Raw genomic sequence first — 22,036 nt, forward strand, 5'->3', positions numbered from 1 at the left:
AAGTACCTATGCCCGTAAGATACCCAAATAGTCAGCGCAGAAAAACCGCATTTAGGTTGAAACTTTATCTTGTAAAAATTGATAATCACGCTTTAAAAAGTAAATAAAATAAAAAACACGCCATAAAGGCGTGCTTAATTTACACATTATAGTTAGCGCCCTATTACGCCCTCAGCTAAAGGTTTAAATCTAAATATATAATAAGGTGCTTTATTTTCAGCATTGCCGTTATTAAGCTTTGCCGAAAGCGGCAATTGCGCAGCGCCTGTGTACATGTAACCCTCTGGTCCAATGCTTACACCATCTGGCCAAATCATGTTTTCATCGTACGTGTAATCACGGTACGTACGTGTTGAGGCATCAATAACGCCCACGGTACGCTCACCTACTATGGTTAAATACAAGTTGTCATCGGCATCAATACTTAAACCACCGTTTACTGGTTTTTGTGCGTATTGCTCTACACGTTCGCCTAGTTGTTTATCGGTTAATTGTTCGTTAGCAATATCGGCCATTTTAATACGGTAAACATATTTTTTATTAAGCGGTGCAAAGTAAAGCCATTGCTGTGCGTTATCAAGCACAATGCCATCGGCACCAATAAAGGCATTAAGTTGCTTTTCTTCACTTGTACCTTCATCAATGATGATTGGCATTGCGTAATCGGGCAAAGCGCTTTCGTGGCCTTGCAATACTCGCCGGCTCTTACCTGTTTGAGTATTAACGATAATAAGGGCGGCTTGCTTGCCGTTACCGCCATCCGCAATACCTTCATCGGCAATCACTAATGTATTGTATTTGCTTGATATAGCTAAATCGTTAAGTTGAGATTGAGCTTGCGATATAGGTCTAGGCAAATAAATAATTTCATTGAGCTTATTGTTTAGCGCATCCCATGCTATCAGCTTTGGTGTAATACGCGGCTGTGCCTGGCCTGAGTCGAGTATCCACACATTCCCTCTATCATCAGCCCTAACTCCTAATACCCAATTTAAATAGTTAGCGGGATTCTTTAAACTGCCATCACTTTTATAAGGGTTTTGCATCTGCGCATTAGGAAATGGGACTACATCGCCATTTTTTAAAAGCTCCCCCACTTTTACTTTTGGGTTATAAAAGGGGTGATAACTAAAAATAAAGCGCTTGTTTTGTGTATACGTAATACCGCCTACTGCGCTATCTGTTTGCGCGTAAACCTCAGCAGGTACTGTTTCATTTGCAACCGCGACAGCACTTATTAATAAAACAATAGCGGTTAAGCCTAATTTAGATTTACTTAAAAACATAATTTACCTTACTTTTGTTTAATATAATTTGCAGTGCCGTCTATCCAGTCTTGGCGAGCTGGGGCAAAAAAGTCGATATCAACGGTATCTTGGGTAAAGTGAAATTCGTGCGGTACATTGGCCGGTATCACCATCATGTCGCCTGCTTTCATAAGGTATTGTTTACCGCCAGAAAACACCTTAGCCTCGCCAGAGATAATCCACGTTACTTGCTCATTTGGATGCTTATGCAAGGGTACTTTTCCGCCCTTTTTAGCCACCCACTTTACAAACGTAGATTGCGTACCATGAAAATATTGCCGCGTTAAATATGGGCCCATTTGCTCTTTGGGGTGGCTGTCGAGATTAAGTAAAAAAGGGGCGTTGGTAATGTGCTGATTATAACTATCCATTATGCCCATTTGGGGTGCAGGCGTTATTTGCTGTGCAAGTTTACTTTGCGCTGCCCATACGCTAGTGCTTGTTAAAGCAGCTGCTAATAAAAGCGTGTTAATTTTCATAGTTTCACCTAAATAATAAACTGGGTGCGGCTGCACTGACTATTTAGGCAAAGTTTACAGGCTGAGAATTTTTGAAAAAGCCGCTTAGCCGAGAAACATTTTCAAATAAAAACGAGTAATTAATTACTTATTGAAAAACAAAAACCCAGCAATAAAGCTGGGTTTTACTTAGGTCATGCTTAATAAACCTTAACTGACCTTGAGTTCTTGCATTTGTATGTACTGCACTAAGTCTTCAATCGATACCACGGTCATACTATGTTTATTAGCATAATCACTTACCTGTGCTAAACGCGCCATGGTGCCATCAGGGTTAGTGAGTTCGCAAATAACGCCAAACGGTTTTAAACCAGCCAGCTGCATTAAATCTACAGATGCCTCGGTGTGGCCGCGGCGAACTAAAACGCCACCTGTTTGTGCTTTTAAGCCAAATACATGGCCTGGGCGCGATAAATCACTCGGTTTAGCGTTATCGGCGGTGGCGGCTTTAATCGTTGTTACTCGATCGGCTGCCGATACACCGGTTGTCACACCGTGTTTAGCTTCAATGGTTACTGTATAGGCTGTGTTATTTTGACTGGTATTGTTAGTTACCATTTGCGGTAGGTCGAGCTGTTTAATACGCTCATCGCCCATACACAAGCACACAATACCGCTGCCTTCGCGGATCATTTCGGCCATTTGTTGAGTGGTTAAGTGCTCGGCAGAAAATACAAAGTCGCCTTCGTTTTCGCGGTTTTCGTCATCAACAACAAGCACGCCTTGGCCTTGCTGCAGTGCGGCAATGGCATTTTCTACACGGGTGTGGCTTTCGCCAAATTGAGTAAGTAAAGACTGAATCATTATTATATTCCACATAAAAATAAATAGATTCAGGACACTGAAAGACATGGCAAAACACACAAACTAAATTGCGCACTTTTTGCCACTAAACAGCTTATACCAATCCGCTTAATTAAGTGATTTATTTTGAGGCTGGAAAACGTGTTAATAGCTAGGCAAAAAATTCGCTATTTAGTTGCTCTCGGCAATTGCTCCTGCATTGCTCTACCTTCTGCATCCATGCAGTCGTAAATGAGAATTTTTTAACGCTGATAGCGACACGTTTAGCCCCTCAAAATGATTAAGTATTATTGCGAATTGGTATTAAACACGCAGCCACAGGCTACATGTTTGCATACGCTACAAGCTATATTCTCTTTCATCCGGACTATAACCGTCGGCTCTGGCATCTCACCAGATCTGCTTGACCTTCATTTAACTTTTTCAATATTGTAAAAATTAAATAAAGCGCTCGCGGGCTCGTTTTAGTCAAAAAAGTAATGAGTAAAACATACCGCCGGTGGGGAATTTCACCCCGCCCTGAGAATGTACCGTGAACTTATCTGTTCACGGCCTGCGTATTATACGCGTGTATTTATATGTAATTCAAAAATAAACGTTAAATAAGCTCAGTGTTTAGTGAAGCATTGAGTACTTTACCTTGATTTATATCGGCCGTTAGTGAGCATTTTGCGCCATTAACTAAGTTTAAATTTGGCTGCACATGGCCAATATCAGCATCTATTATTACCGGGAACAAGCACCCACCCAATGCCACATCTAGCGCATGACGGTAATCAAATGCATCGTGATGACTTTGCGTTATTTCACTGCGCCCTAAAATAAGGCCGTTAATATCATCAAATACACCGGCAAGTTTGAGCGACAGTAAAAATCGTGCCACGGTGGTAGGGGTAAGCTCTGAATTTTCTAGGTATAAAATAAGGCCTTCGTTTGCACTGTGTTTTTTAAAGTCATGCAATGCTAAAAATGGCGAATCTAGCAATAACCCTACGGTATCAAGGCAGCCGCCAAATAAGCGCCCAGACATCTCGATTGTGCGCTCATCGGTGTAATTGAGGCACTGCCACTGGGTAGGCTCGCTTGGCGCTAGCAGCTCATCGGGGTTTTGTGCGTAATTGGGTTTATTTTTTTGATAATAAGCAGAGGGTCCTTGCTCAAATTTACTTCCCGACTCGTAGGTAATGGTTTCAAAAATTTGTAAGCTGTAGGGGTTTGTTTCATCTGGGTGAAGCTGCATTAAGTTGGCACTATGAAGTGTTGCCCATTGGCACTTAGCCGTAAGAGCACAGGCTATTGTGCTCACATCAGAAAAGCCCACCAGCCATTTCGGTTTGGCCTCTTTTATGGCGTTAAAATCCAGTAGTGGCAAAATTTCCATCGCCAGCTCGCCGCCCATTGGCGGCATAATGGCGGCAACCTCATCGTCTAGTAAAAAGCCCATTAATTGCTTGGCATGGGCTTTTGCATCTAATTCATCGCGGGGTTTATTTTGGCGTAAAAACTCCCCTTCTACTACTTCGTAACCACGGTGTTTTAAACCGTCTATCACTCTATCTAATCGTGCATGGTATTTTTCTTTTAAGCCCGACGAAAGCGAGCAAATAGCAATTTTAGAGCCTACTTTTAAAGGTGCTGGATAAAGTATATTAGCCATGAGTGTTCCTTTTGATAAAGTAATTTCAGTGCGTGAAAAGTTTCCCCTTCTACACGTATTGTAGATGTGTACCCATATCAACACGTTTACTCTTTATGCAATATGAATGCAATAGGTAAATTTGGTATAGCCTAGGGGCGATAAACTCTTTGCAGCCTAGCTGGATATAAATCATTAGAGTATCGCAAGAGCAGCTATTGAGCCCACTCGGTTACAAACATCGCGCTGGGATTTAATCGCCCATAGATTGAACAAATTTTAATCCGCAATATTAAACACGCCCCCAGAGATTATTTAAATGATTGAAGTTACTTAGCTATGGGCTTTTCTGAAATTGTTAGGCGTGACCCCAAAACGCTTTTTAAATGCGGTAGTGAATGTAGAAACGTGGCTATAGCCCAGCAAAAAAGAGACTTCACCTATCGACTTACCATCTAAAACAAGCCAACTTTTCGCTTTATCTAAGCGTTTATTTCTTAAGTACTCTATTGCCGTGACTTGATACTTGTTTTTAACTTGCCGTTGTAACGTGCTAACACTAACCCCTAGATAATCTGCAATTTGGCTTAAACAACCATGCGTTAACGCAAAATCTTCAAATGCTTTGTCTATTTTACATTTGTGATGTGCTTTTAAAGATTGTCTGTGAAGATTAGTTATTGGTAACGACTTTGCTTGGCAAGGCTTAGTGAGCAGTAAAATTAAACTCTTATATATTAGTTGGATTGATAGTTGCTCTGCCTTGAGCTGATCTTCAAATATAAGGCTAGATTTTAATGTAAACAATTGATTTGCAATGCTTGTTAGTTCTTCCACGCAGTCAAACGTAAATACACGACTTGGGTGAGCGAAAATACTGTCTATTTTTATTCTATCGGCGGCTGTTTTACACCGTGAGTAAAGCCACTGCTTGTTAATTGATACATTTATTTTTTTTACTTTTTGATTTTCGTTTAAATGGCGGGTGAACATCTCTTTGCCAGAAATTGTATTAATAAATAACAACGGCTTTTGTGTTTTTGCCATAAGCTGATAAGTATTTTTACCTAGACTAAAACACAACGTCCCCCTAAATAAAATATTAACACTTACACCGGCATCAATGGCAACCGTACTGCTGGCTGCTTGTTTTTCTTCGCCATCACAACAGTGCATAGTGATACCCTGCGCTACACTTTCAAACGTTAAGTCGCCTACAAATAATGGTTTGTGATTAGCATTATGTTGTAAAACATGATTATCGTAGCCTTGCAAAACAAGTGCCGAATGAAGGTTATCTTTGTTTAAGTTTGATGCTAATTTCATAGCTATTTCACTTTCACGTTATTAATGGCGATTAATCAAAATTAATTGGCGATTTTACTTAATTATTTTCCAAATAAAATACTACCACACATGTAAAATAGTGCGAACAATTCTTATTTGCAATAATTCTACTATTTAAAATAATTAAGGATAAGCATGGCCCCTTTTAGTTTTTCTAAACGCATTATTTCTGGCGCTGTTGCCTCTGCACTCAGTGCAACAGTTATATCTGCAAACGCAAATGAAGCGCAAAACAATACTGCTGATAATGAAATAGAACGTGTTTCTGTGTGGAGTACAGCCGTTAATACTTCATCACTTTACCTTAATGAAGGTGATATAGGTAATAAACAAGCGGATCATATTTCTGACCTATTACGAACCATTCCTGGGGTAGATGTAGGCGGAGCACACTCTCTGAATCAACGAATCACTATTCGTAGTATGGATGATAAAGATTTAAAAATAAGCATCGATGGCGCAGCACAAAATACGTATATGTATCACCATATGGGTAACCTACAAATTCATGCCGACATTTTAAAATCAGTAGATATCGAAATTGGTACTAACTCGGTCGTCAATGGCGGCTTAGGGGGTGCAGTCAAGTTTGAAACTAAACAAGCTCAAGAACTGCTTAATGCAAATGAAAAAGTAGGTGGGCGTGTTCATGTGAGTGCCGGTGATAACTCGGGCACAAACTACTCATTAACAGGTTATGGTTTACTTGCCGATAACGTTGACTTTTTAGCCTATTATAATTACGTAGATCGCAAGAATTATGATGTTGGTGGCAATCAAATCAAAGATGCCAGTGGTATTGAAATTGACGGCACTGATGGTGAAGTAAAAGGCTTAGAAGGGACAACTACCGATGCATTAATTAAGCTAGGCTGGGATATAAACAACAATCAACGCCTCGCTTTTAGTTATGAAAGCTATAAAGATGAAGGTGATTACAGCTACCGACCTGATATGGGCTTAGCCACCGATTTAGCTATAACTAACTCCTTAGCGATTCCACTGTTGTGGCCTACAGAGTTTACACGCGACACATTAACGCTAAACTACACACTTCATTGGTCAGATTATTCGATGCTTAAAGCCTCGGTATTTTCAAATACCAGTGAATTATGGCGTGATGAGTTAGGCTGGGCCGAAAACGAAAGCTTTGCAAGCTCAGCCGGTATAATCACCGGTGAAGCCAAAAACACAGGGGTGAATATTTTAGCCAACACGTTAATTTCTAACAGCATTGAGCATGATATTACTTACGGCCTAGATATAGTTAAGCATGAAACACACTACCATGCTGATTACACAACGCTCGATGATGCTGTATCTGCAGAAGAAGCAACAACAACAGCACTGTTTATTCAAGATAAAATAGCAATTAGTCCAAGTTTTGCCATCATTCCAGGCGCCCGTTATGAACATTACGACATTGACTCAACCTTAGTTGATAATACATTTAACGAAACATCATTTGCTTTAGCTGCCGAGTACTCACCCACAGAGCAATTAATCTTTAAATTAAGTTCTACACAAATTTTTAAGGCACCAGAAATTGCTGAGGTATTTATTGGTGCAGGCTTATACGATGAAGCTAACCCTGATATTAAAGCCGAAACAGGTACCAACACCGAGTTCTCATTTGCGTATCAAACACCTATTAAAGATGATGATCAGCTCTCTTTAGGCGCGACATTATTTAAAACGTCAATCAACGATTACATTTATGATTATGCAAGCGGCTCACTCAAAGATAATATTGGCAACATGGAAATTGATGGCTTTGAAGCATACCTAGGCTACAAATTAAACGGTTTCAATAGTCAAATAACTTACTCATCAGCCGAGAGTGAACTTGATGCTTTTGATCAATACGATGCCTTAAACGGTGCAAGACTAGACCGCCAACAAGGTGATACCTTAACAGTCAGTGCCGATTATGTATTCTCTGCTGTCGATTTAACCCTACACTGGGAGTTAATGAATGTAGATGATGTGGATGCCGGCGTAGACCTTGACGGCGCGACACTTAATAACGAGAAAGACGGATTTACAGTACATAATATCTCGCTAAATTGGCAACCACAAAGCCAACCACAAATAAATATCGTGTTTGGTGTGGATAACCTCTTTGATGAATATTACGCCTCCCAATCATCACGAACAGGAACTTCATTCCACCCTCGCTTTGGCGAACTCTATCTACTCGATTATGAACCAGGCAGAAATATCAAAGCAACATTTGCCTATCAGTTTTAATACCAATCCGCATAATTAAGTGATCTATTTTAAGGATGGATAATCGTGTTGATAGCAAAGCAAAAAATTCGCTATTTAGTTGTTATAAATGAGAATTTTTTAACGCAGCTAGCAACTCGTTTAGCCTCGTAAAATGATTAAGTATTAGGCACAACCTTATAAACCAGTTAAGTTGTTAACTGGTTTATATTATTTAATGAGAACTATAATGCGCTTTAAAGCTATTAGAATATTCTACATTTCACTATTGGTAAGCTCGTTTTTAGCCCCAGAGAGTTACGCTAAAACAGCAGAGCCGATCAATTTAACCATCGACTTTACCTTACCAAAAATAAATACCGAACCCTACCACCGTCCTTATGTGGCTATTTGGCTGGAAACGCCCGAGCGCGAAGGTATACATACTTTAGTTTTTTGGCATGAGCAACAAGAGTGGTTTAAAGACTTACGCCAGTGGTGGCGAAAAATTGGCCGTAAAGCAAGCGCAAATTACGATGGCGTGTCAGGCGCTACAAAAAAACCAAATAGCTATCAAGTTAGCTGGCAAGGCCAATTAACTAACAGTGAAATGTTGCCACAAGGCGAATACACACTTAATTTTGAAGCTGTACGCGAAGAAGGCAGCCGAGAATATTTGAAACAAAAAATACGCTGGGATAACAAGCAACCGCAGCATTATCAACTGCAAGGTCAAACCGAACTTGGCGCTATTACCATCACAATAGAGTAAAACAATGAAAAAATTAATTTCACATTCGATCAAAGGGCTTGTTGCAAGCTGTAGCTTATTGGCCCTTACATTTAGCAACATAAGTATTGCTCACGAACGTTTCATGGTGCCTTCTCATACTGTGTTTTCAGGCGATAAGGTTCAATATGCAACCATTATTTCGAGTATTTCTAACGATATTTTTCACCCAGACCGCCCGCTGGGCAATAATAATAAAGGTATTGATGCTGGTGATTTAAAGCCTTTGTTCTCTTTATTGGAGTCAAATGTATTGTTACCCAATGGCGAAACCGACAGCTCAATACAATGGCAAGCATTTCAGCGCTTATCTGTGGCTGACGTGCCTTTTAGCCAATCAGGGACTTACCGCGTGAGCTTAGTGCAAAAAGAAGTGGCCATGACCACATTTAAAAAGGCCAATGGCGCGCCTGGGCGAGTATTTGGCCCAAAACCGGTAATCCCAGAAGGCGCCAGTAATATAGTGCGCAGAACAACCGCGGCTCGCGTCGAGACTTTTATCACTTTGAACGAGCCTTCTTTAAACACTTTTCAGCCTATTGGAAAAGGTTTAGAGTTAACAGGTAAAACTCATCCCAATGATTTATTTGCCCAAGAGCCTGCTCATTTTAAACTGGTGTATAACGGTAAAGCGGTGCCAAAAAATACGCAGTTAAAAGTTATAAAAGCAGGCACTCGCCACAGAAACACCCGCAATGAACAAATCATCAAAGTAAACGAAAGCGGTGAGTTTACCTTTACCCCACAAAAAGCTGGGTTTTACTTTTTAACCGCCGAAACCGCACTTGATATAGAGCAACCAGCTAATGTAGATGTAAAGCATGACAGCCTCTATGTCACGTTAGAGGTATTCCCGCAATAATGTTTGTATCGACACACAAATATAAGTGTTCACTTTGGGGGTCACAACTTGAGGTAAGTGGCGTTATAAGTTTCTTATACCAATCAGCTTAATTGAGTGCTCTACTTTGAGTATGGAAAAACGCATTGATAGCTAGGCAAAAAATTCGCTATTTAGTTACTCTAAATTAGAGTTTTTAACACAATTAACGACACGTTTAGCCACGCAAAATGATTAAGTATTATTGCGAATTGGTATAACACAATAGGTATAAGCGAATTACTTATACTAAAATTCAAACATAAAAAAACCACACCCTATTGCTAAGGTGTGGTTTTTTTTAACACTAAGTATTAAATATACTCAACGTCAATGATTTCGTACTCAACGTCGCCTTTAGGCGTTTTAATGGTTACAGCATCATCTGTTTGTTTACCAATTAAACCACGTGCAATCGGTGAGTTAACAGAAATTAAGTTATTTTTAATATCTGCTTCGTCATCACCTACAATACGGTATTTTACTTCAGCATCTGTCTCTACATTTACAATAGTGACGGTTGTACCAAAAATAACTTTACCTGTATTAGGCATTTTAGTTACGTCAATAATTTGCACATTTGAAAGCTTAGCTTCAATTTCTTGAATTCGGCCTTCACAAAAACCCTGTTGCTCACGCGCAGCGTGGTATTCAGCGTTTTCTTTTAAGTCACCATGTTCACGTGCTACCGCAATATCATTTATGATTTTAGGTCGGGTAACTGTTTTTAATTCGTTAAGCTCTGCGCGCAGTAACTCTGCGCCACGAACTGTCATCGGAATTGATTGCATACTTTTCTCACTTAACACCAAGGCCTAAAGGCCTTGGTACATTTCCTTAGTTCAATCGCTGGTGAAGCTCTTGAACTGACGTCACTTTACTACGGTCGTCCGCTTGGTTAGCAGTACAGTTAGCAAATGCCGCGTTCAAGGTTGTCGTGTAGTTGGTTTTGTTTTGCAATGCACCACGACGCAACACCTTCGAATCTTCGATCGCTTGGCGACCTTCGGTGGTATTTACGATATAGCTGTACTCTTTATTCTTGATGTTATCAAGAATATGCGGGCGGCCTTCATATACTTTGTTTACACGGCGTACTTCAATACCGGCCTCTTTTAAAGCCTCTGCTGTGCCACCTGTTGCATCAATTTCAAAACCAAGGTCTGTCATGGTTTTAGCAAGTTCTACAACACGAGACTTATCGCTGTTACGTACAGATAGTAACGCGCGACCACCGCGTGGTAAAGTGTTGCTTGCACCTAATTGTGCTTTTGCAAACGCTTCGGCGAAAGTATCGCCAACACCCATGACTTCACCTGTAGAGCGCATCTCTGGGCCACGGATAGGATCCACACCTTGAAACTTAGCAAACGGTAAAACAACTTCTTTTACGCTGTAATACGGTGGAATTACTTCTTTAGTAATGCCTTGGCTTGCTAAAGACTGACCTGCCATACAACGTGCTGCTACTTTTGCAAGTGCAATGCCGGTCGCTTTTGATACAAACGGTACAGTACGCGCTGCACGTGGATTTACTTCAATTAAGTACACCTTGCCATCTTTTACAGCAAATTGTGTATTCATTAAGCCCACTACGCCAAGTTCAAGTGCCATATCGGTTACTTGTTTGCGCATAACATCTTGCACTTCTTGAGATAAAGAGTGTGCAGGTAATGAACACGCTGAGTCACCCGAGTGTACACCCGCTTGCTCAATATGCTCCATAATGCCGCCAATGATTACTTGCTCACCATCACAAATTGCATCAACGTCAACTTCGATTGCGTTATCTAAGAAGTGATCAAGTAGTACTGGCGCCTCATTTGACGCTTGAACTGCTTCGGTCATGTAACGACGTAAGTCTTGCTCATCGTAAACAATTTCCATTGCACGGCCACCCAGTACGTACGATGGACGTACAACCAGTGGGAAGCCAATTTCGACTGATTTAAGTAATGCTTCTTCAGTTGATGTAACTGTTGCGTTTTCTGGTTGTAGTAAATCAAGACGCTCTACTAACTGTTGGAAACGCTCACGGTCTTCTGCGCGGTCAATCGCATCTGGTGATGTACCAATTACTGGCACACCATTCGCTTCCAGTTCACGTGCTAGTTTAAGTGGTGTTTGGCCACCGTACTGTACAATCACACCTTTTGGTTTTTCAACACGTACAATTTCTAGCACGTCTTCAAGTGTAATTGGTTCAAAGAATAGACGGTCAGAGGTATCGTAATCGGTAGAAACTGTTTCAGGGTTACAGTTAACCATGATGGTCTCATAGCCGTCTTCACGTAGCGCAAGGGCTGCGTGTACACAACAATAGTCAAACTCAATACCTTGGCCGATACGGTTAGGACCGCCACCAATAACCATGATTTTATCTTTGTCTGACGGGTTAGCTTCACACTCTTCATCGTACGTTGAGTACATGTAAGCCGTGTCTGAGCTAAATTCGGCAGCACACGTATCAACACGCTTGTACACAGGTACAATGTTTAACTGATGACGCTTTTTGCGAATTTCGGCTTCAGATACACCAGCAATTTCAGCAATACGTGGGTCGGCGAAGCCTTTACGTTTAAGTTTACGTAAAAACTCTGCATTTAAGCCGGCCATGCCACCTTCAGCAATTTTAGCTTCGTCTTTTAAAATGTCTTCTATTTGTACTAAGTACCAAGGGTCAACTTTGGTTAGTTCAAATACTTCTTCTACGCTCATACCATGGCGCATTGCATCGGCAATGTACCAAATACGCTCAGCACCTGGCTCACGTAGTTCACGAATGATTTTTTCGCGCGCTTTCGGGTCATCAAGTGCCACAATTGGGTTAAAGCCCGTTGCGCCAACTTCAAGACCGCGTAATGCTTTATGTAACGACTCTTGCTGGTTACGACCAATCGCCATCACTTCGCCTACTGATTTCATTTGCGTTGTTAAGCGGTCGTTCGCGCCGGCAAATTTTTCAAAGTTAAAGCGAGGTATTTTTGTTACTACGTAATCGATTGAAGGCTCAAATGACGCGGGTGTTTTGCCACCAGTAATGTCGTTTTGAAGTTCATCTAACGTGTAGCCAATCGCTAATTTAGCGGCAATTTTAGCAATAGGGAAACCTGTCGCTTTTGATGCAAGAGCAGATGAGCGAGATACACGCGGATTCATCTCAATGATAACCATACGTCCGTCAACTGGATTTACACCAAACTGAACGTTTGAACCACCGGTTTCTACACCAATTTCACGCAGTACCGCCATAGAGGCATTACGCATTAATTGGTATTCTTTGTCGGTTAGCGTTTGTGCTGGCGCAACGGTGATTGAATCACCGGTGTGTACACCCATAGGGTCAAAGTTTTCGATAGAACATACAATGATACAGTTGTCTTTTTTGTCACGAACAACTTCCATTTCGTATTCTTTCCAACCAATTAATGATTCATCAATTAATAATTCGCTGGTTGGTGATAAATCTAAGCCGCGCTCACAAATTTCGTTAAATTCTTCCATGTTGTAAGCCACACCGCCACCGGTGCCGCCCATGGTGAAAGAAGGACGAATAATACATGGGAAGCCAATGCGCGTAAGCGTGTCGTGCGCTTCATCCATTGAGTGAGCAATCTCTGCACGCGGACATTCAAGGCCAATGTTTTTCATGGCTACGTCAAAGCGTTCACGGTTTTCTGCTTTATCGATTGCATCAGCAGTTGCGCCAATTAGCTCAACGCCGTGTTTAGCCAGTACGCCGTGCTTGTCTAAATCAAGGGCACAGTTTAATGCAGTTTGACCACCCATCGTTGGTAGGACTGCATCCGGCTTTTCTTTTTCAATAATTTTTTCTACCACTTCCCAGTGAATTGGTTCGATGTAGGTTGCATCGGCCATTTCAGGGTCAGTCATGATAGTTGCTGGGTTTGAGTTAACTAATATAACTCTAAAGCCTTCTTCTCTAAGTGCTTTACACGCTTGAGCACCAGAGTAATCAAATTCACAAGCTTGACCAATGACAATTGGGCCTGCGCCTAAGATAAGAATGCTTTTTAAATCGGTACGTTTTGGCATTATTACTCCAGTTAAATTAGTTATTACGCGCTTGCATCAGGTCGATGAAGTGGTCAAATAATGGGGCTGCATCGTGCGGGCCTGGGCTTGCTTCTGGGTGACCTTGGAAGCTAAACGCTGGTTTATCAGTACGATGAATACCTTGTAGTGTTCCATCAAATAACGATTTGTGCGTGGCACGTAAGTTACTTGGTAGTGTGTCTTCATCGGCAGCAAAACCGTGGTTTTGTGCGGTGATCATTACTACATCGCGGTCTAAGTCTTTTACTGGGTGGTTACCACCGTGGTGGCCAAATTTCATTTTTACTGTTTTAGCACCTGAGGCCAGTGCTAATAATTGATGCCCTAAACAGATACCAAAAATGGGTGTGTCGGTTTCTAAAAAGGTTTTAATTGCTTCAATAGCGTAAGTACATGGCTCAGGATCGCCAGGACCATTAGATAAGAAGATACCATCTGGGTTTAAAGCAAGTACATCGGCGGCTGAGGTTTGCGCTGGTACAACGGTTAATTTACAACCGCGATCAACTAGCATACGTAAAATATTACGTTTAACACCGAAGTCGTAGGCTACTACATGAAACTTTTCATCATCACTGCTAAGGGTTTTAAATCCTTGGCCTAATGTCCAGCTTGATTCGCGCCACTCAAAATTTTCCTTGGTTGAGACAACTTTTGCTAAATCCATACCTTTTAAACCAGGGAAGGTTTGCGCGGCTTGTAACGCTTTGTTTTCGTCTAACTCGTCACCGGCAATAATACAGCCGTTTTGTGCGCCTTTGTCGCGCAAAATACGGGTAAGCTTTCTGGTGTCGATATCCGCAATACCTAAAATATTACGTTGTTTTAAGTAATCATCTAACGATTGCTCGTTACGAAAGTTACTTGCTAGCAGTGGCAAATCACGGATCACTAGGCCTTTAGCCCAAATTTGATTCGCTTCTTCGTCTTCGCTGTTGGTACCCGTATTGCCGATATGTGGGTACGTCAAAGTTACGATTTGTTCCGCGTATGATGGATCAGTCAAAATTTCTTGATAACCAGTCATAGACGTATTGAATACTACTTCACCGACTGACATACCGTCAGCGCCGATTGCAGTACCGCGAAACACTGTGCCGTCTTCTAGGACTAACAGAGCGGATTTAGTCAAGTTAAACCTCCTAACAGTAAAAAACGGGAGTAAGCAAATGCTTAACACCCCGCCAATACCCAGAGGGATCGTCAAAACCAGATTTATGTGAGCTTAAATTGTTTTACGCAGTCTTAAATGATGCCGATATAAAACGCTAAACCTTCAATCATTTTTCTTGCCTAAAACTCTTTTCATTCCCACTGAAACCCCTGGTTTTACTAGCCACTTGGGTATAATTGGAAACACGCATTTAGTAATTTTTGGCAAATTGGCTGCATTCTACATGAAGATGCTATTTAGGTCTAACGTTATTTAGATAAATACTACAAATAAGTCGCTTTAGGCAAAAATAGACCCAAACAGCTAAAAAAGTAACTAAACTACTTCAGATCTAGCACATCTTGCATATCATAAAGTCCTGCTGGTTTATTTTGTAACCACTGCGCAGCCCTTATAGCTCCTAATGCAAAGGTCATTCGCGAACTTGCTTTGTGGGTTAATTCAAGCCTTTCGCCCATAGTTGCGAAATACGCGGTGTGTTCACCTACTATGTCCCCACCTCTTAGGACTGAATAGCCAATTTCATTTTGTGATTTTGCGGTTTCTAGTTGGCTGCGGTCGTATACCGCTACTTCATCGTGATCCCACCCTTTAGCCTGTGCAATAGATTCACCAATGGCTAATGCTGTGCCCGATGGCGCATCTATTTTATGACGATGGTGCGCTTCAAACACTTCTATATCTAGGTCGTCACCAAATTTAGTGGCCGCTGTTTGTACTAGGTTAAGTAGTACATTAACGCCAACGCTATAGTTACGCGCAAACACAATAGGAATATGTTTAGCAGCATTTTCTAATAATGCCATGTCTTCGCTCGTTAAACCTGTGGTACCTATAACCATAGGTAATTTTTTATCGAGCGCTGTTTTTAAGTGATTGCGCATACCTGCTGGTAAGGTGAAGTCGATAAGTACATCAACATCAGCAACCTTGCTCTCATCGCTAAAGCTAATGGCTTTGTCGGCTGCACTGTTTACTTGATTTACATTAATACCCAATAACGATGAGCTGCTACGAACATACGCACCACCAAGTTGTGTTTGCTCTTTAATTGTCGCGGCTTCTAATAAGGCTAAGCCCATTCTGCCGTTAGCACCAAAAACACCGATTCGATTCATTGTTATTGCCTTAATCTGATTTAGTTGGATCTGTTGTTGCGTACCCTGATTAATTTGCCGACCTAAATTTGCTTTGAGCAATTATTAGCCGCATATAATCGCACACCGGTAGATATTATCTAAAAGTCGTGCAATAGTCAGGTAAGCCCTTAATTAAATAATAATAACAATACCAGTTTACTTTAGCCATCTATACATTTAAACTTCTCTTTCGCGTCGATTTGGTCTTTGGCTTGCGGGCGCTGTGGTCATCTACTTTTTTTATTAAAGAGTGATCTACTAAATTCAGCTAAAAGAGGAGTTTTGGCTGTGGTTATACTAACTGGTTATGAGGAATACAATGCAGCCAACATTTAATAAAAACAAAGCAATTCTATCTTTGCTTCCCCTTCTTACCTTTGTAGCCCTTTTTTTAGGCTCAGGTTTATATTTACAATCGCAAGGGGTTGATTACGCTTTTTACCAGCTCCCAGCTCCGGTTGCTATACTACCCGCTATTATGCTCGCCTTTATTTTAAACAAAGGCACTGTAAACCAATGTGTTGAAACCTTTATTAAAGGCGCAGGACACAACAACATTATTACCATGTGTTTAATTTATTTACTTGCTGGTGCATTTTCGGCTGTTGCAAGTGCCACCGGTGGTGTGGATGCGGTTGTAAATGCTGGCTTGTCACTTATACCCCCGTCGCTGTTATTACCTGGACTATTTTTAATTGCTGCGGTTGTCTCTACTGCAATGGGAACCTCTATGGGTACCATTGGCGCTATAGGGCCAATTGCTTATGCGGTATCCGTTAAAACAGGCATCGACCCTGCGCTAATGGCCGGTACGATAGTATCGGGCGCAATGTTTGGTGATAACCTTTCGATTATTTCAGACACAACTATTGCTGCAACGCGTACGCAAGGCTGTGAAATGAAAGACAAGTTTAAAGAAAACTTAAAAATAGCGGTTCCTGCTGCAGTACTAACCATTGCTTTGCTGCTTTATTTAACCCCTGCTCCACAAGCAGTAGAAACAAAAGATTTTGATTTATTATTAGTGCTGCCTTATGCCTTTATTTTAGTATTGGCTGTAGCCGGTATGAACGTGTTTGTGGTGCTATTTAGCGGTATTGTATTTGCTGCGCTAATGGGCTTTACCGGCAGCTACGAAGGCGCAAGCTTTGTAAAAGATATTTACAAAGGCTTTACCGATATGCAGGAAATATTTTTACTTTCTATGTTTATTGGTGGCTTATCTGAATTTATTCGTATTAACGGCGGCCTTGATTTTCTGGCACAAAAAATTCAAGCCATTACAAAAGTGATTGCCAAGTGGCACCGCAAAGTAGCTGATCAGCTTGGTATAGCTGCCTTGGTATTAACCAGTAACGTGTGTATAGCCAATAACACGGTATCAATTATTGTTGCAGGTCCTATTGCTAAAAAGCTTGCTGATGATGGCGAAATAAGTGGTAAACGCTCTGCAAGCTTACTCGATATTTTTGCTTGTGTTACGCAAGGCTCACTGCCCTATGGTGCGCAAGCATTACTGTTAGGAGCTACGTTTAAAATTAGCCCGTGGGAAGTATCAACGTCATCTTACTACTGCTTTATTTTAGCTTTTACTGCCATTGCCATTATTTGTTTGCGCCGTAACAAAGCCTAAATTTAGTGCAAAACCCTATGTTGCAGCTTACTAAATAAGCTGCAACATATGTTAAAATAATAATCTACTAATCAACACCTTGTGCTATAATGCGCGCTTTCGCGTGTCACCAAAATTATAGTTAAAAATAGATTATGAAATTTAAAAAATTACTTCCCCTCGTTACCCTTACTTCAATCGCTTTATCATCTTCTGCCCTTGCTGCAAATTGGAGCAGTACCGCATTACATGTTAATAATGGCGATCAAAAAAACCCATTTACCAAGCAAGAATCAGATACGACTGTTTACTCGCTGCAACATGCATCGGGCTATGATTACGGTGATAATTTTTTCTTTATTGATTACAGCAAAGACGATACAACCGATGGCTACCAAGATAGCGACTTTTACGGCGAATGGTATTCAACGCTAAGCTTATCGGCTATTAGCGGTGAGAAAATTGGCACAGGTGCATTATTAGATGTAGGCCTCACTGGCGGAATTAACGTTGCCGGCGATGCCAAAATGATGAAATACCTGCCGGGTGTTAAATTAAGCTGGGATGTACCCGGGTTCAACTTTTTTCAAACACTTGTCACTGCCTATATTGACGACAGTGAAGGCGTAGCAAAAGGCGGGGCCCCTATTGAAACTAACAGCTGGATGTTCGATGTAGCCTTTGAATATCCGTTTACCCTAGGCTCGCAAAAGTTTAGCTTTAAAGGGCACGCTGAGTACATCGCAGAGCGCGAAGATGAATTTGGTAACGACGTAGAAGCCTGGATACTCGCACAGCCTATTTTAGTGTGGGATATGGGCCATGCTTTAGAAATGAAAGAAAACACCCTATTATTGGGTATGGAATTACAATACTGGCACAACAAATTAGGTACCGAGGTAACTGAGTCGGTTCCACAAATACATGTTGAGTGGACATTTTAAGTAACCTCCTTGAGTTGAAATTGTATAAACGGAGCGCTTTAAGGCGCTCCTTTTTTATGCCATGAAAAGTATTTAATTGAACCCCTTTCAATACTTAGTTATTGTCGTACTTCTTTTAAGCCTATGGCTTGTCCTTTAAAGGAGTAACAAAATGTCGCCAATTAAAGTTATATGTTTTTCTGCATTGTTAGCTTTAACTAATAATGCTTTAGCAAGTAGTGAAGTAAATACAGAGTCTCTATCTTACGATGCGCTTTTAAGCAGTTATCAATACGACTTTAAAGTAAATTACTTTAATATTGAGTCACAAAAGCAATCACTAAAAATGGCATATATTTATTTAAAGCCGACTAAAGAAAGTATGCCAACCGTTACGCTAATGCACGGTAAAAACTTTAATGCCGACTACTGGAGCCCCACAGCACGTTACTTACAATCGCTTGGCTTTGGGGTGTTGATCCCCGATCAAATTGGTTTTGGTAAGTCTTCTAAACCCACTAACTATCAATATTCATTTGCGGCGCTTGCGTACCATACCCATGCATTAATGGACTCGCTAAATTTACAAAAGTCGATTGTTGTAGGCCACTCTATGGGCGGAATGCTAGCGAGCCGTTTTGCATTAATGTACCCAAATACAACCTCTAAACTGATTTTGCTTAATCCAATAGGGCTTGAAAACTACCTACACTATGTAAAATACAAAGACACCAACTTTTTTTATCAAAATGAGCTTAACAAAACCCCCGAGGGCGTTAAAAAATATCAGCAAAAAAACTATTACGATGGAAAGTGGAACGCCACCTACTCCGCTCTTACTGACTTTATAACAGGGCAAATACAAGGCCCAGATAAAGAGCAAATTGCCTGGGTTAACGCTAAAACCTACGATATGATTTTTACCCAACCGGTGATCACTGAATTTAAAAACCTAGCCGTGCCAGTTAAATTAATTATTGGTACACGCGATAGAACCGGCCCTGGTCGAAACTGGAAAAAAGATGGGGTTAATTACGAGCTGGGGCGTTACGACAAACTAGGTAAGCACGCTGCTGCGCTTATTCCTGATGCACAATTGTTTGAACTTGATAACTTAGGACATTTACCGCAAGTAGAAGATTTTGAGCGATTTAAAGCGGTGTTTAAACAGGCACTAAGTAATACCAATCCGCAATAATATCTAATCATTTTGCGGGGCTAAACGTGTCGCTATCTGCGTTAAAAAATTCTCATTTAGAACAACTAAATAGCGAATTTTTTGCCTTGCTATCAACACGTTTATCCATCCTCAAAATAGATCACTTACTTATGCCGATTAGTATGAGTAATAGCTTTATGCTTAATAAAATAAAGCCCCTGTAAGTAAACTGCTTACGGGGGTTTTTTATATAAAAACTAATTTACAGCGTACATTGCGGGTTTTTACCCTGCGCTTTAGCCGTACTTTGCTCACTAAGTGCTTTACTCATTTGTGCTTGTAAATTTTTAATACGATTGCTCGGTGCAGGGTGAGTAGATAAAAACTCAGGTGTGCTACCACTGCCTGCTGCGCTCATATTTTGCCAAAGGGTTACCGACTCTTGTGGGTTAAAGCCTGCTTGCGCCATTAAATCTAAGCCAATGGTATCGGCCTCTGATTCGTGTGAACGGCTAAACGGTAAAACTACACCGTATTGGGCCCCTAAGCCTAAACCTTGCATAATTTCGTTGCGGTATTGTACGTTGCCCATTTCAAGCGCAGCGCTGCCTAATTGCATACCGGTATCTAAAATTGAGCTTTGTGATACACGTTCATTTGAATGCTCTGCTATAACGTGGCCCACTTCATGCCCTAATACTGTTGCAAGCTGATCTTGATTGGTGGCTATTTTCAATAATCCTGTATGCACACCTATATAACCACCTGGTAGTGCAAAGGCATTAGCCGACTCATCTTCAAATACCACAACTTCCCAATTTTGCGACGCATATTCTTTAGGTAAAACAGCTACAACCTTATCAGCAATGCAATTTACATACGCATTGGTTTTCGCATCTTTATTAATTGGCTGTGATTCTTTCATTTGAGCAAAACTGGCTGTGCCCATTTCACTCATTTGCTGATCTGAATACAGCGCTATTTGTGTACGCCCTGTTGGCGATGTTTTACAACCTGCTAAAACTGCAGTTGCGATTAGGGCAAGGGCAAGCTTTTTCATGGTGTTTCCTTTAAATCTTTATTTTTTATTAGGTGTAGAATAGCAAACACAGTGCCAATTTAGAATCATTGCTGTTTATTGCTTAGCTCTTTATTTTTAATAAATAAATTAATTTCACGAGTAATCTCAGTTTATACCTTTACATAGCCCTGTTACACTATAAACCCTGTTTTTAGTGATTGTTGAGTGACTACATGGATGCCTCGGCTTCTTCTTTTAATACCCGAATATTATTACCTTTATTAGCCAGTATTGTTGCCATTACCCCTTTGGCCATAGACATGTATTTACCCGCCATGTTAGTGATTGCGAACGATTTACAAACCACTATGCCAAATGTACAAATTTCGCTAAGTATTTATTTAGCTGGCTACTCGTTAGGCATGTTATTTTTTGGCCCTATTGCCGATCAACTCGGACGACGAAAACTAGCCCGAATTGGCTTAACCTTGTTTGGTGCAAGTTCATTTGCGTTGGCATTTACCAGTGAAATACACACTTTTTGGGCACTTAGAGCTGCACAGGCATTCACCGGCGCCGCTGCCACAGTTATTGTACCTGGGGTAATTAGGCATATTTATCAAAAAAACACAGCTAAAGGTATGTCGTATGTGTCAATGATTATGATGGTAGCGCCTTTAGTGGCGCCTTCTGTTGGGTCTTTTATTTTAGGGTTCTCTGTTTGGTCTACCATATTTATAGTGCTCGCAGCATACAGTTTTATGATACTTGGATTTGTGCAGGTGTATTTGATTGATATCCCTATTCACACAAACGAGAAAAAAGGCCTCGCTTTATTTTTTGACAGTTATAAAACCGTGCTGAGTAATAAAGATGCGCGGGCAGATATTTTAAGCTCTATGTTCGTCTCGTTTGGCTTTTTCTGTTTTTTAACCTCAGTGCCTTTTGTATACCTAGATTTATATAATGTGTCTGAGCAATTGTTTGGCATTTTATTTGCCTTCAATGTTATGGCTCTGATGTTTGGTAACTTTTTAAATACCCGAATAGTACCTAGGATTGGCTCTCGTAAAATGCTCTATATAGGGCTTACGTGCGGTTTTATATCGGGGCTGTCGTTATTAACCTTTAGCTTATTACATCTATCGTTATATTACATTGTAGCGGCCATTGCGCCTTTAATGATGAGCCTAGGGGTAACAGCGAGTAATGCGGATTCATTAATATTAATCAAGTTTGAAAAAAATACTGGGACCGCCACCGCCGTTATTGGCACACTGCGCTTTGGTAGTGGCGCACTAGTCGGCCCTCTACTTGCAGTTATGCATGCAAAAAGTGCTGTGCCGTTTTCAAGCTTAATGTTTAGCGCCGTGCTACTAACTATGCTGGTGCAGTTAATCCACTATAAAATAGACAAAAAAAATGCCTCATAATGAGGCAT

The 22,036-nt window shown here is 40.9% G+C and carries 17 protein-coding genes and 1 riboswitch; of the genes, 7 read left to right on the forward strand and 10 right to left on the reverse strand.

Annotated elements, in window-relative coordinates:
* Positions 1–152 precede the first annotated feature (152 nt).
* From QUE46_RS10050 to QUE46_RS10070, 5 genes are all read right to left on the reverse strand, one after another.
* Complete coding sequence (locus QUE46_RS10050; protein WP_286244673.1) at positions 153–1,286, reverse strand: L-dopachrome tautomerase-related protein; 1,134 nt, start codon at positions 1,284–1,286, stop codon at positions 153–155.
* Between the two features lie 8 nt (positions 1,287–1,294).
* Positions 1,295–1,786 carry a cupin domain-containing protein gene (locus tag QUE46_RS10055; RefSeq protein ID WP_286244674.1) on the reverse strand — a complete coding sequence of 164 codons (492 nt, stop codon included), beginning with the start codon at positions 1,784–1,786 and terminating at the stop codon, positions 1,295–1,297.
* Between the two features lie 189 nt (positions 1,787–1,975).
* Positions 1,976–2,629, reverse strand: coding sequence for a 3,4-dihydroxy-2-butanone-4-phosphate synthase (gene ribB / locus QUE46_RS10060; protein ID WP_286244675.1), 654 nt, complete (start codon positions 2,627–2,629; stop codon positions 1,976–1,978).
* A gap of 346 nt (positions 2,630–2,975) precedes the next feature.
* Positions 2,976–3,160: riboswitch (FMN riboswitch) on the reverse strand.
* 67 nt (positions 3,161–3,227) lie between these two features.
* Entirely contained in the window at positions 3,228–4,286 is a 1,059-nt protein-coding gene (locus QUE46_RS10065; protein ID WP_024033385.1) for a S66 peptidase family protein, read from the reverse strand.
* Positions 4,287–4,598: 312 nt separating this feature from the next.
* Positions 4,599–5,591: an AraC family transcriptional regulator gene (locus QUE46_RS10070; RefSeq protein ID WP_286244676.1), complete on the reverse strand. Its 993-nt coding sequence runs from the start codon at positions 5,589–5,591 to the stop codon at positions 4,599–4,601.
* Positions 5,592–5,747: 156 nt separating this feature from the next.
* Between QUE46_RS10070 and QUE46_RS10075 the strand changes: the two genes are divergently transcribed.
* The 3 genes from QUE46_RS10075 (at position 5,748) to QUE46_RS10085 (ending at position 9,472) form a co-directional block, all read left to right on the forward strand.
* A complete protein-coding gene (locus QUE46_RS10075; RefSeq protein WP_286244677.1) occupies positions 5,748–7,862 on the forward strand; it encodes a TonB-dependent receptor domain-containing protein in 2,115 nt (704 codons plus the stop codon).
* A 208-nt stretch (positions 7,863–8,070) separates the two neighbouring features.
* Positions 8,071–8,592 carry a DUF2271 domain-containing protein gene (locus tag QUE46_RS10080; protein ID WP_286244678.1) on the forward strand — a complete coding sequence of 174 codons (522 nt, stop codon included), beginning with the start codon at positions 8,071–8,073 and terminating at the stop codon, positions 8,590–8,592.
* 4 nt (positions 8,593–8,596) lie between these two features.
* Positions 8,597–9,472 carry a DUF4198 domain-containing protein gene (locus tag QUE46_RS10085; protein WP_286244679.1) on the forward strand — a complete coding sequence of 292 codons (876 nt, stop codon included), beginning with the start codon at positions 8,597–8,599 and terminating at the stop codon, positions 9,470–9,472.
* 332 nt (positions 9,473–9,804) lie between these two features.
* Here the strand turns inward: QUE46_RS10085 and greA are convergent, their stop codons facing one another.
* The 4 genes from greA to dapB all read right to left on the reverse strand — a co-directional run bounded on the left by greA (position 9,805) and on the right by dapB (position 15,859).
* Positions 9,805–10,281 carry a transcription elongation factor GreA gene (greA, locus tag QUE46_RS10090; RefSeq protein ID WP_286244680.1) on the reverse strand — a complete coding sequence of 159 codons (477 nt, stop codon included), beginning with the start codon at positions 10,279–10,281 and terminating at the stop codon, positions 9,805–9,807.
* A 46-nt stretch (positions 10,282–10,327) separates the two neighbouring features.
* Entirely contained in the window at positions 10,328–13,546 is a 3,219-nt protein-coding gene (gene carB / locus QUE46_RS10095; RefSeq protein ID WP_286244681.1) for a carbamoyl-phosphate synthase large subunit, read from the reverse strand.
* Between the two features lie 16 nt (positions 13,547–13,562).
* Complete coding sequence (gene carA, locus QUE46_RS10100) at positions 13,563–14,699, reverse strand: glutamine-hydrolyzing carbamoyl-phosphate synthase small subunit (RefSeq protein WP_286244682.1); 1,137 nt, start codon at positions 14,697–14,699, stop codon at positions 13,563–13,565.
* Between the two features lie 362 nt (positions 14,700–15,061).
* Positions 15,062–15,859 carry a 4-hydroxy-tetrahydrodipicolinate reductase gene (gene dapB / locus QUE46_RS10105; protein WP_286244683.1) on the reverse strand — a complete coding sequence of 266 codons (798 nt, stop codon included), beginning with the start codon at positions 15,857–15,859 and terminating at the stop codon, positions 15,062–15,064.
* A 340-nt stretch (positions 15,860–16,199) separates the two neighbouring features.
* On the opposite strand from dapB, the gene QUE46_RS10110 reads away from it, so the two are divergent.
* The 3 genes from QUE46_RS10110 (at position 16,200) to QUE46_RS10120 (ending at position 19,613) form a co-directional block, all read left to right on the forward strand.
* Positions 16,200–17,513: a Na+/H+ antiporter NhaC family protein gene (locus QUE46_RS10110; protein WP_286244684.1), complete on the forward strand. Its 1,314-nt coding sequence runs from the start codon at positions 16,200–16,202 to the stop codon at positions 17,511–17,513.
* A gap of 134 nt (positions 17,514–17,647) precedes the next feature.
* Positions 17,648–18,436 carry a nucleoside-binding protein gene (locus QUE46_RS10115; RefSeq protein WP_286244685.1) on the forward strand — a complete coding sequence of 263 codons (789 nt, stop codon included), beginning with the start codon at positions 17,648–17,650 and terminating at the stop codon, positions 18,434–18,436.
* A gap of 151 nt (positions 18,437–18,587) precedes the next feature.
* Positions 18,588–19,613, forward strand: a complete 1,026-nt coding sequence (locus tag QUE46_RS10120) for an alpha/beta fold hydrolase (protein ID WP_286244686.1) — start codon at positions 18,588–18,590, stop codon at positions 19,611–19,613.
* A gap of 223 nt (positions 19,614–19,836) precedes the next feature.
* Here the strand turns inward: QUE46_RS10120 and QUE46_RS10125 are convergent, their stop codons facing one another.
* Positions 19,837–20,634 carry a M48 family metallopeptidase gene (locus tag QUE46_RS10125; protein ID WP_286244688.1) on the reverse strand — a complete coding sequence of 266 codons (798 nt, stop codon included), beginning with the start codon at positions 20,632–20,634 and terminating at the stop codon, positions 19,837–19,839.
* 194 nt (positions 20,635–20,828) lie between these two features.
* Here QUE46_RS10125 and QUE46_RS10130 point away from each other — a divergent pair, with 194 nt between their 5' ends.
* The gene (locus QUE46_RS10130; RefSeq protein ID WP_286244690.1) at positions 20,829–22,028 is read left to right on the forward strand and encodes a Bcr/CflA family efflux MFS transporter; all 1,200 of its coding nucleotides are present in this window, start codon (positions 20,829–20,831) and stop codon (positions 22,026–22,028) included.
* Positions 22,029–22,036 lie beyond the last annotated feature (8 nt).

It is taken from the genome of Pseudoalteromonas sp. MM1 (assembly GCF_030296835.1).
Taxonomy (GTDB): domain Bacteria; phylum Pseudomonadota; class Gammaproteobacteria; order Enterobacterales; family Alteromonadaceae; genus Pseudoalteromonas.

Bases quoted from the DNA above. Each gene is read 5' to 3' on its own strand.
- QUE46_RS10050 (WP_286244673.1), bottom strand. From the start codon at position 1,286: ATGTTTTTAAGTAAATCTAAATTAGGCTTAACCGCTATTGTTTTATTA.
- QUE46_RS10055 (WP_286244674.1), bottom strand. From the start codon at position 1,786: ATGAAAATTAACACGCTTTTATTAGCAGCTGCTTTAACAAGCACTAGC.
- ribB (WP_286244675.1), bottom strand. From the start codon at position 2,629: ATGATTCAGTCTTTACTTACTCAATTTGGCGAAAGCCACACCCGTGTA.
- QUE46_RS10065 (WP_024033385.1), bottom strand. From the start codon at position 4,286: ATGGCTAATATACTTTATCCAGCACCTTTAAAAGTAGGCTCTAAAATT.
- QUE46_RS10070 (WP_286244676.1), bottom strand. From the start codon at position 5,591: ATGAAATTAGCATCAAACTTAAACAAAGATAACCTTCATTCGGCACTT.
- QUE46_RS10075 (WP_286244677.1), top strand. From the start codon at position 5,748: ATGGCCCCTTTTAGTTTTTCTAAACGCATTATTTCTGGCGCTGTTGCC.
- QUE46_RS10080 (WP_286244678.1), top strand. From the start codon at position 8,071: ATGCGCTTTAAAGCTATTAGAATATTCTACATTTCACTATTGGTAAGC.
- QUE46_RS10085 (WP_286244679.1), top strand. From the start codon at position 8,597: ATGAAAAAATTAATTTCACATTCGATCAAAGGGCTTGTTGCAAGCTGT.
- greA (WP_286244680.1), bottom strand. From the start codon at position 10,281: ATGCAATCAATTCCGATGACAGTTCGTGGCGCAGAGTTACTGCGCGCA.
- carB (WP_286244681.1), bottom strand. From the start codon at position 13,546: ATGCCAAAACGTACCGATTTAAAAAGCATTCTTATCTTAGGCGCAGGC.
- dapB (WP_286244683.1), bottom strand. From the start codon at position 15,859: ATGAATCGAATCGGTGTTTTTGGTGCTAACGGCAGAATGGGCTTAGCC.
- QUE46_RS10110 (WP_286244684.1), top strand. From the start codon at position 16,200: ATGCAGCCAACATTTAATAAAAACAAAGCAATTCTATCTTTGCTTCCC.
- QUE46_RS10115 (WP_286244685.1), top strand. From the start codon at position 17,648: ATGAAATTTAAAAAATTACTTCCCCTCGTTACCCTTACTTCAATCGCT.
- QUE46_RS10120 (WP_286244686.1), top strand. From the start codon at position 18,588: ATGTCGCCAATTAAAGTTATATGTTTTTCTGCATTGTTAGCTTTAACT.
- QUE46_RS10125 (WP_286244688.1), bottom strand. From the start codon at position 20,634: ATGAAAAAGCTTGCCCTTGCCCTAATCGCAACTGCAGTTTTAGCAGGT.
- QUE46_RS10130 (WP_286244690.1), top strand. From the start codon at position 20,829: ATGGATGCCTCGGCTTCTTCTTTTAATACCCGAATATTATTACCTTTA.